General features: G+C 43.5%; 8 protein-coding genes. 4 read left to right on the forward strand and 4 right to left on the reverse strand.

Annotated features, from left to right (window positions below; genetic code table 11):
* Nucleotides 1–51 precede the first annotated feature (51 nt).
* The gene (cofC, locus tag ACTB1O_RS09185) at nt 52–690 is read left to right on the forward strand and encodes a 2-phospho-L-lactate guanylyltransferase (RefSeq protein WP_462994836.1); all 639 of its coding nucleotides are present in this window, start codon (nt 52–54) and stop codon (nt 688–690) included.
* On the opposite strand, the gene cofE is transcribed toward cofC, so the two are convergent.
* Genes cofE through glyA form a run of 4 tightly spaced genes read right to left on the reverse strand, consistent with a single transcriptional unit; the run spans nt 628 to nt 4,319 of the window.
* The gene (cofE, locus tag ACTB1O_RS09190) at nt 628–1,416 is read right to left on the reverse strand and encodes a coenzyme F420-0:L-glutamate ligase (protein WP_462994837.1); all 789 of its coding nucleotides are present in this window, start codon (nt 1,414–1,416) and stop codon (nt 628–630) included. The two genes, cofC and cofE, sit on opposite strands and share 63 nt — an antisense overlap.
* Before the next feature lie 2 nt (nt 1,417–1,418).
* Complete coding sequence (gene folP / locus ACTB1O_RS09195) at nt 1,419–2,225, reverse strand: dihydropteroate synthase (protein ID WP_462994838.1); 807 nt, start codon at nt 2,223–2,225, stop codon at nt 1,419–1,421.
* Nucleotides 2,212–3,048, reverse strand: coding sequence for a bifunctional methylenetetrahydrofolate dehydrogenase/methenyltetrahydrofolate cyclohydrolase FolD (gene folD, locus ACTB1O_RS09200; protein WP_462994839.1), 837 nt, complete (start codon nt 3,046–3,048; stop codon nt 2,212–2,214). The genes folP and folD overlap by 14 nt, the downstream gene beginning before the upstream one ends.
* Nucleotides 3,045–4,319, reverse strand: coding sequence for a serine hydroxymethyltransferase (gene glyA / locus ACTB1O_RS09205; protein ID WP_462994840.1), 1,275 nt, complete (start codon nt 4,317–4,319; stop codon nt 3,045–3,047). Before glyA ends, folD begins: the two co-directional genes overlap by 4 nt.
* Before the next feature lie 197 nt (nt 4,320–4,516).
* Between glyA and ACTB1O_RS09210 the strand changes: the two genes are divergently transcribed.
* From ACTB1O_RS09210 to ACTB1O_RS09220, 3 genes are read left to right on the forward strand one after another with little or no spacing between them, the layout of a single operon-like run.
* Entirely contained in the window at nt 4,517–5,107 is a 591-nt protein-coding gene (locus ACTB1O_RS09210; protein WP_462994841.1) for a hypothetical protein, read from the forward strand.
* Between the two features lie 27 nt (nt 5,108–5,134).
* A complete protein-coding gene (smc, locus tag ACTB1O_RS09215; RefSeq protein WP_462994842.1) occupies nt 5,135–8,575 on the forward strand; it encodes a chromosome segregation protein SMC in 3,441 nt (1,146 codons plus the stop codon).
* Complete coding sequence (locus tag ACTB1O_RS09220; RefSeq protein WP_462994843.1) at nt 8,568–9,305, forward strand: segregation/condensation protein A; 738 nt, start codon at nt 8,568–8,570, stop codon at nt 9,303–9,305. Before smc ends, ACTB1O_RS09220 begins: the two co-directional genes overlap by 8 nt.
* The last annotated feature ends 198 nt before the right edge of the window (nt 9,306–9,503 follow it).

Raw genomic sequence — 9,503 nt, forward strand, 5'->3', positions numbered from 1 at the left:
TCCGGATAATTCCGATGCTTTTTAGAACAATACCGATTAACCCTGATATCAATGGTTAATGCAGTCATTCCGTTTCGGCCGACAAATCCCAAAACCAGACTTTCATGTATTCTCAGCCAGGAAGAGCGTGAAGAGTTTGCATCTGCTATGTTGGAGGATGTAATATCAGTAATATCCGGTGCGGGATGTGAAACAACCCTTCTCTCAACCTGTGAATATGATGTACCCGGCGCAAAAACGGTTGTAAAGGAGCTCGGGTTAAATGAGGCTCTGAATGATTATCTGAAATCTGCATGCGGGCCTGTTCTGATAATTATGTCAGATATTCCGCTTTTAACCAAAGAGTCGGTAAAAAGACTAATATCAACGGATAAGGACTGTGCTATTGTGCCCGGACGCGGCGGCGGGACAAACTCAATTTTTGTAAAAGACCCGGGGAAGTTCTCAGTTGATTTTTATGGTGCAAGTTTTCTTGATCACATGAATATTGCAGATAAAAACAGTCTTTCTGTCGATGTAATCGACTCATTTCTTCTTTCAACCGATATTGATGAGAGAGAGGATCTGGTTGAGGTCCTGCTTTTTGGAAAAGGGAAAAGCAAAAAATATCTTGAGAGTCTGGGTATCTCAGTCTCTATTGAAAAAGGCAGGGTTGGTGTTCATCGCAACCCCCATAAAGAGACACTCTGAAGGCTCTATTGAGCCTACTCCAAAGTTTTCCTTTGAGAGATACTTTTCAAGGCCTCTGACTATTGCAACAGGTGTGCTTTCATCTGATTCTCCCATCATAAGCTCTGCAGCGGATGCAATATTATCCCCGACAGCAAGCCTTGTTACCTCTAGCTCGTGCCCGAATAGATCTTTTTTACCTCTTTCATCTGTAATTGCACAGATTCCGTAGCATCCTATTGCAACGCCCGAACAGCCAAGACGCATTGCATGAGTTCGTGAATCAATAACAAGGACCCCTGTCTCTTTCCCTGTTTTCTCAAGAATTTTGTCATGAATCTCTTTTGCGCTTCTGTCAGGATCATCGGGCAGTTTTACAACACATCCTTTAGGTGCATTTGAGTCATCTATTCCTGCGTTTGGAAGAAGGGTGCCGTTTTTCATACAGAGAAGAAATCCCGGAATGCCTCCTGTGACGGAATCACTCTCGGATATTACAACCTCAGCAAGTTCCGGGCTGATTTCGTAACGTTTTCCTAACTCATATGCTTTATCAGAAGGTGTTACTTCAGAGAGTTTTACAATCGCACCTTCGGTTGTGGCAAGTGCGCTTTCGGCTATTACGATGATATCGCCGTCTAACAGACCATCTGCCTGTGCTGATTCCGAAATAATTATTTCGGCCATATCATCGCCCGGTACGAGTATCTTTGTTTTAATCCCAAAAACCTGAAAAGAGCTGGTCATTATTATCTGTTTAATTTATCAAATACTCTGATTAAATCTTTTGTATCTGAAACATCATGGGCTCTTATTACTGATGCACCCTGTTTTAAGAGTTTATAGGTGACAGCAAGAGTGCCTGTGAGTCTTGCCTCCGGCGGGGCGTCTAACAATTCTCCAATGAAGGTCTTTCTTGACACTGCCGCAATCAGAGGTCTCTCTAAATCCAAAAATTCCGAAAATCTTCTGCAAAGCTCCCAGTCGTTTTCAGATGTTCTCATCTGGGTCCATCTTCCGATTGCAGGGTCCAGGATATAATCAGAGATACCAACTTTTTCTGCTCTCTGCATGACAACTTTAAGTGATTCATAAGTTGAGTCAAAACCCACCGGATCTCCCGGTATTTTTTTTGCTGCCATAAGTACTGCCGGAAGACCTGAATCTCCTGCAACTTTTGCGAACTCTTCGTTTGCAAGACCATGAATGTCGTTGATTAAGTGAATATCGTATCTGAGGCATGCCGAGAGAACCTCCGGATACATTGTATCAACAGATACCACAATGCCGCTTCCGGAAAATTGCTTAAGTGTTATACTCAGCCTTTCTCTCTCTTCTGAAATGGTTATGCGTGGTGAATCGGGTGCTGTGCTTCGTGCACCAATATCAATAATATCTGCACCTGAATCAAGAAGCTCGCAGGCTTTTTCAAAGGTTTTTTCAGGCGGGGTATATGATTTTGAAAAAAAAGATTCAGGACTGCAGTTGATGACACCCATTATTTTTACGGGCTCACTGCCTCCGATTTTAATATTTTTTATTCTACAGGTTTGCATGCATCTTTGCTGACTTAAGGGTATTTTCCATAAGCGTTGCAATAGTCATTGGGCCTACTCCTCCGGGAACAGGAGTAATTGCGGATGCCTTCTCAGCAACTGATTCAAATTCAACATCGCCGCAAAGTTTGCCTGTCTCATCCATGTTTATTCCAACGTCTATTACAACAGCGCCCGGCTTTACCATATCTACTGTGACAAATTTTGCCTTTCCAATTGCACTGATTAAAATATCAGCGGATTTCATCTCATTTTCGAGATCTTTTGTCCTTGAATGGCAGACTGTAACAGTTGCATCTGCGTTTATTAGGAGTGCAGCCATAGGTCTTCCGACATCAACTGACCTTCCGACAACAACCGCTTTTTTACCGGAGAGTTCGATTCCGTACTCTTTAAAGAGTGTCATAATCCCGCCCGGTGTGCATGGCACAAATTCCGGTCTTCCTGAAAAAAGCTGTCCGATATTATAGGGGTGAAATCCGTCCACATCCTTTTTTGGTGACACTGCCTCAATTACTGCTTCAGTATCAATATGTTTTGGGAGAGGGAGCTGTACAAGGATGCCGTGGACATTCCGGTCAGAGTTTAGCTTTGTTACTTCTGCCAGAACCTCTTCTGTTGTTGAGTCAGTTGAGAGAACAACGCCTGCGGATTTTATCCCGACCTGGTCGCATGCTTTGTGTTTCATCCTGACATACATCTGTGATGCAGGATCTTCTCCCACGATTACGGTTGCAAGGCAGGGATTTAAGCCTGAGGCTGAAATCTCCTCCTTTAAGGACGCTATAATCTTTTCTGATATCTCTTTTCCGTTAAGTATCATGACACTTCAGGGTAAAGCGGGAATTTTTTAGCGAATTCGGTTACTTCCTGTTTGACCTGTGCAATCTCTGTCTTTGAACTCTTGTTTCTGCATACGTCTTTTAAGACTCTTGCAATCCAGTAACCGATCTGTTCCATGTCTTTTTCTGTCATTCCGCGGGATGTGACGGCAGGTGTTCCTATACGAAGACCGGATGTTACAAACGGACTTAATTTTTCGCGTGGAATTGTATTCTTGTTTACAGTGATTCCTGCTTCTCCGAGGCAGTTTTCTGCATCAAGACCTGTCAGGTGCTCTCCACCGTTTAAACTCAGGTTTGTTAAGTCAAGAAGTATGAGGTGGTTGTCTGTGCCGCCGGATACAAGGTCAAGACCTTCTTCGGTGAGAACTTTTGCCATAGCCTGTGAATTTTTGATGATCTGTTTTGCGTATACCTTAAAGGACGGGGTGAGAGCCTCTTTAAAGCAGACTGCCTTTCCTGCAATTACGTGCATAAGGGGTCCCCCCTGCATTCCCGGAAATACGGACTTGTCGATCATTTTTGCATTCTCTTCAGAGCACATGATTGCACCGCCGCGGGGTCCGCGGAGTGTCTTGTGTGTGGTTGTTGTTGTGAAATCAACAACTCCGACAGAGGTAGGATGCTCTCCTGCCGCAACAAGGCCTGCAATGTGTGCGATATCTGCTGTGCAGTATGCGCCGACTTCTTCTGCAATCTCTGCGAATGCTTTGAAATCAATGGTTCTTGGATATGCGCTTGCACCACAGACAATCATCTTTGGCTTTTCTTTTCTTGCCTGATCTGCAATCTGTGCATAGTCAAGCATCTCGGTCTCTGAATCCACACCATAGTGTGCTACAGAATACCACTTTCCTGTGATATTGACAGGTGAGCCGTGCGATAAGTGGCCTCCCTGAGAGAGATCCTGGCTCATCATCTTGTCATTGTGCTGCATTGTTGCAAAGTAGACAGCCTGGTTTGCCTGACTTCCGGATACTGCCTGAACATTCGCATGTTCAGCACCGAAAAGTTTACAGAGGCGGTCGCGTGCAAGATTTTCGACCATATCGTGGAATTCGCATCCGCCGTAATATCTTTTGCCGGGATATCCTTCTGCATATTTGTTGGTCATTATTGAGCCAACAGCTTCCAGAACTGCTTTACTTACTACATTTTCAGATGCTATGAGCTCCAGCCCGTTTACCTGGCGGAGGCGCTCCATCTCTATTATATCGTAGACTTCTGGGTCAGATTCGGCCAGATTAGACATATGCAAAAGTGTTGGTTTTATGGTGATTATAGTGTTTCGGCAGTTACTCTTAATTTATAGAATATATAGCTCTTTTTTTGACTAAGGGAAAAGGAAATATCTGTAAAAAGCGCATTTCACATAGAAATCTTATTCATTCTACATAAGAATATTATTAAACCTGAAAGAATACTTTTCATATATCTGGGGAATCTTACATGGATATTGAAGACAGTGGTGCGAAAATAAGAGATCTTGAACATATAATGGAAGAGAAAGAGAGGGAGATTCAGATGTTAAGAGACAGCATTCACGAATATAATAACAGCAATCCTGTCAGTGAAGACCGGATTATTGCATTAGAGAGGGATTTAAAAGAGATTTCCGGCCTTGTAAGGGGTTTAACTGCCGAGGTGTTGGATCTCAAGGCATGTGTTCAGAAATTCTCAAAATTTACAGATGACGGGCCTTTATTCAGAAGAGAAGAAGTTAAATCAAAGAATTATCCTGTGGTCGAGTCGCCAAAGGTTGTTGCTGAGAGAAAATCTGCTGAAAAAGTCCGTTCAGCCTTAAAGGAAGATACAAAAGAGGGGCTGCCTGAGGAGATTCCGATAATGCAGCCGGACGGTACAATCAAGCGCGAGGTCAAAGCAGGAGATGATATGATTGTTGCAGACCACAGGACAGGGCGAATGGCAGGAAATGGAAAAACGCGCCGTCCCGGAGAGCGTGATCCTATTGACAGAAAGCCGTTAATTTATGCAGATGATGATGATGACACCATTGAGATAAAGAGAAGGAGAAAATAATTTAAATTTTCAGGGGTTTTTGGGCAATTGTATATAACCGAACTGGAAATTGATAATTTCAAGTCTTTTGGAAAAAAGACGAAAATTCCATTTTATGAAGGTTTTACAGTAGTTTCCGGACCTAATGGTTCGGGAAAAAGTAATATTATAGACAGTATTTTATTTTGTCTTGCACTTTCAAGTGCACGTGGCCTCAGGGCTGAGAAGTTAACAGATCTCCTGAATTTAAACAGCAACAAGAATACTGCCGAAGTATCAATTGCCTTTTCTGACGGAACCAAAATCCGGCGCAGGATAAAAAGAACGCCGCACGGATATTACAGCTACAATTATATCAACGACCGGGTCTGCAAACAGGGCGATATTGTTGATTTTCTTGCAAAAATCGGGATTAAGTCTGAGGGTTATAACGTTGTGATGCAGGGTGATATTACCCGCATTACTGAGATGAGTGATACTGAAAGGCGAAAGATCATTGATGAAATAGCCGGTGTTGCTGAATTCGATAAGAAAAAAGAGCAGTCCTTATCCGAACTTGAGGTTGTAAGGGAAAGGATTGAAAGAGAAGAGCTTTTACTTGCCGAACTGGAAAAACGCCTGCTGGAGCTTGAAACAGAGAGGGAGCAGGCCGTTAAGTACATGGAAATTCAGAAAAAAATTGAATACTATAAAAGCTGTCTTTCTGCCGCCCGTTTAATGGAATGCGAGCGTGAGATCTCTGCGCTTGACTCTCTTGAAGATGAGCAGACTAAAAAAATAGAGATTATCTCCTCAAACCGCAGGGAAGCTGAGGGTAAGATCTCTGCATTAAAGGAGAAAGTTTCCTCTCTTGACCTGGAGATAAATGAGAAGAGCGGGACGGAATATCTTGCACTTCTTGCAGAAATTGAAGAATCCCGTGGAAGAATCAGTTTTGCAAACCAGAAAATTGAACAGCTTTCACGCAGCCGCGAGATAAAAAAAGAAGCAATCCAGAAGATTTTCATGGACTCCAAACGTGCAGAGTCCATGGTACAGGAGCTCACCGAAAAGATCCGCGATCTTTCAATAGATCGCTCCAATTTAAATATGGAACTTTCAGCGGGTCGTGCCGGAATGGAGAATGTAAAAACAGTTCTCGATGAGAAGAGCAGTGCTGTTGAAGGTTCCAAAGAAAGACTTTTTTCTCTTATCAATGCACTTGAGGAGAAAAAAACAAAGAGATCAGATATTCTTCGTGATCAGGATCTTCTGATTGAAAAAAGCCGCATGCGCACGGAGGAGAAGGAGCGTCTGGATTCAAGAGTTGGTCTGATTGAAACAGAGGCTGATGAAAAATCAGGACAAATAGAGGAGCACAAAAAGCTTGTCGAATCCCTCACTGCTGAAAAGGCTGTGATTGAATCCGAACTTTCAAAGACTGAAGGAAGGTTATTTGAAAACCGCTCTGCTCTTGAAAAGATAAAAAGCGATATTAAGGCAAAGGAGAGGGATTTGATGCGCCTTGAAGCCCAGCAGCATGCATCCGGTGTTCCGGGCGGCCGGGAGATGAGTGCTCTTCTGGGTATGGATGGTATTTATGGGACTGTCGGCCAGCTTGGAAAAGCCCCTTCCGAGTATGCAACAGCTCTTGACGTTGCAGCGGGCGGGAGAATCAGAAATGTGGTCTGTGAAAGTGATAAAGTTGCTTCCGATGCCATACGCTATCTTAAGGAAAACAGACTTGGGAGGGTCACATTCCTTCCTTTAAATAAATTAAGAGCACATGATGCGCCTCCTTTGAATAATAAAAAAGTGATCGACTATGCAGTAAATCTGCTGGATTATGATCCACTCTATGATGTTGTATTCAGGTATATCTTTGGCAGTACTGCTGTTGTAAAAGACCTTGAAACTGCAAGAAGTATGATGGGCCAGTACAGAATGGTCACATTGTCAGGAGATCTTGTGGAAAAAGCCGGTGCAATGACCGGAGGTTCTGTCAATAAAAAGAGTGCAGGGTTTGGTGTCTCGGCCGATGATGAGATTGAAAGAATCCGGCTTTCCATATCTGATATGATGCAGGAGGAGTCGGTTATTTCTGATGCGGTTTTGCGCTATTCCTCTGAAGGGGAAGAGAAAAGAGGGCGCAGAACTGAAATTGTTGATCAGATCTCCCGTTACGGATACCTTCTGGAGGAGAACACCCGCCGCTTAAATGAGCTTTTAGAGGAGAAGTCTGCAATTGTTCTTCGCCGCGGAGAGATAGCGGATGAGGTTAAATCCGGCGCTGAGAAGCTTGCTGTTTTGGAGGAGGCTCTGAATGCTATCGGGGATGAGATATCAGTCATTAATGCCGAATCCGAGAAACTCAAAAAGGAACTTGCCGACACGGGAATTCCTGAACTTTCCGAGCAGTATGAAATTTTGCGAAAAAAGACTGAGGATGATGAACGCAGGCTGAAAAATAAGGATTACGATATCGAAGACAGTCAGAGAGAGAGAACACACTACAAAAAACGTCTTGAGGAGATGAAATCTGATCGGGAGAAGACGGAGTCTGAGATAAAGGAGTCTGAAGAAGAAATATCCGGGTCGCAGAATCTCATTGCTGAAAATGAAGGGCAGATTAAAGAACTTGAAAAGAAGCGTATCAGCTTCTCTGAAGAATTAAATGAACTTCAGAAGAAGCGCGATCACGTAAATCAGGATATCCTCGATGAGGAAAAACATATAATTGAGATAGATGGTGAGGGTGATCGGGTCAGGCTTTCAATACATTCTCTTGCTGAGAGAAAAGAGGAGTTGATCAGCCGGATAGGGCCGCTTAGGGAAGAGGCCGGGGATACAACGACTGATATGTCGATGTCTGAGATAGAAGGCGGTATAGAAAAATCCGAGAGGGAGATTAAAAAGATGGGCGCCGTCAATATGCTTGCAATAGAAGAATACGAGAAGACAAACGAGAGGGTTGTTGACCGGACGGCAAAAAAAGATGTTCTTTCAAAGGAGAGGGCGACTCTTATTGAGCGCATTGAGCATTATGAAAAGATGAAGTATGATGCCTTTATGGAAGCCTTCAGGGCAATAGATGCCAATTTCAAGACTATCTTTGCAAGACTTACCGAGGGTAACGGGCGACTTGTTCTTGATAATGATGAAGATCCTTTTGCGGGGGGCATGACTTTTGCGGTACAGCCCCGTGACAAGAAGGTCCATCTGTTGTCGTCTCTTTCGGGCGGTGAAAAGTCACTTACAACACTTGCATTCATATTCTCCATTCAGCAGTACATGCCTGCACCTTTTTATGCACTGGATGAGGTTGATATGATGCTTGACGGTTCAAATGTTGAGAGGGTCTCCTCGATGATAAGTGAACTTTCCGCAAATGCCCAGACTATATGTGTCTCTCTGAGAAGTCCTACTATCGAACGCTCGGACCGGATAATCGGTGTTACGATACGGCCTGACAAATCGACATATGTCACCGGTGTAAAGATCAATGGATGAAGAACCTGTTGAAATTCTTGTAAGGCTTGCAGAATCCGGCGAGATTGATCCATGGAATATTGATATTGTTGAGGTGACAGACCGTTTTCTGTCCGAACTTGACAGGATACAGAAACTTGATCTGAGAATATCCGGAAGAACCCTGTTTTTTGCTTCCACTCTTCTGAGAATGAAGTCCGAGTATCTTGATGAGCCCGAATTTCCTCCGGAGACTGAAGGTGATTATTATGAGGATGACTCTCTCTTTGGTGATGATGAGTATTCATTCGGGGAGTTTGCAGAGCCTATTGATCGGCTTGAGAGAGAAATTCAGAGGCGTATAAAAAGAAAGGATCACAGGAAGCGTCCTGTAACTCTTTATGAGCTTATAAAAGAGCTTAAGACTGCCGAGAAGATGTTCCGCCGCCGTCAGAGGAGAACAGACTTAAAACCTGTGATATTTTTTGAGGCAGATGATGTTGTGGGCGTCGCCCATGAGGAGGATTTTTCTGATGATGTCAGCTCGGTATACTCCTGCTATGAAACTATTGCAGAGAGGGATGGTGAGGTTACACTGACCGGGATGTGTAAGGAGACCGGAAGAGATCTGCGTTCTGTTTATCTTCCTCTTTTATTTCTTATGCTTGAAGGAAAGGTGATACTCATGCAGGATGAGTTTTTTGGCGAGATAATTATCTCGGGCTGGTCTCCTGAGGCTTTTGATGAAGAGAAAACAGCTGCAAATTCCTGAATTAATCGTTTAGTTTCCATTGCATTTCTACCCTGTTTTGCGCGGATGAAAAAATATCCTCAAAAAACGCATGTTTTACCTGATTTCACAAAGGGTCAGGGTGATCAGCAGACCAAAAACGGTCCTGAATTAACAAGGTTTATATGTGGCGAAAGACCACTTTGTAAGGCCGAAGTATGATGGCGAAAGTTCGCTCAA

It is taken from the genome of Methanomicrobium sp., assembly GCF_055145805.1.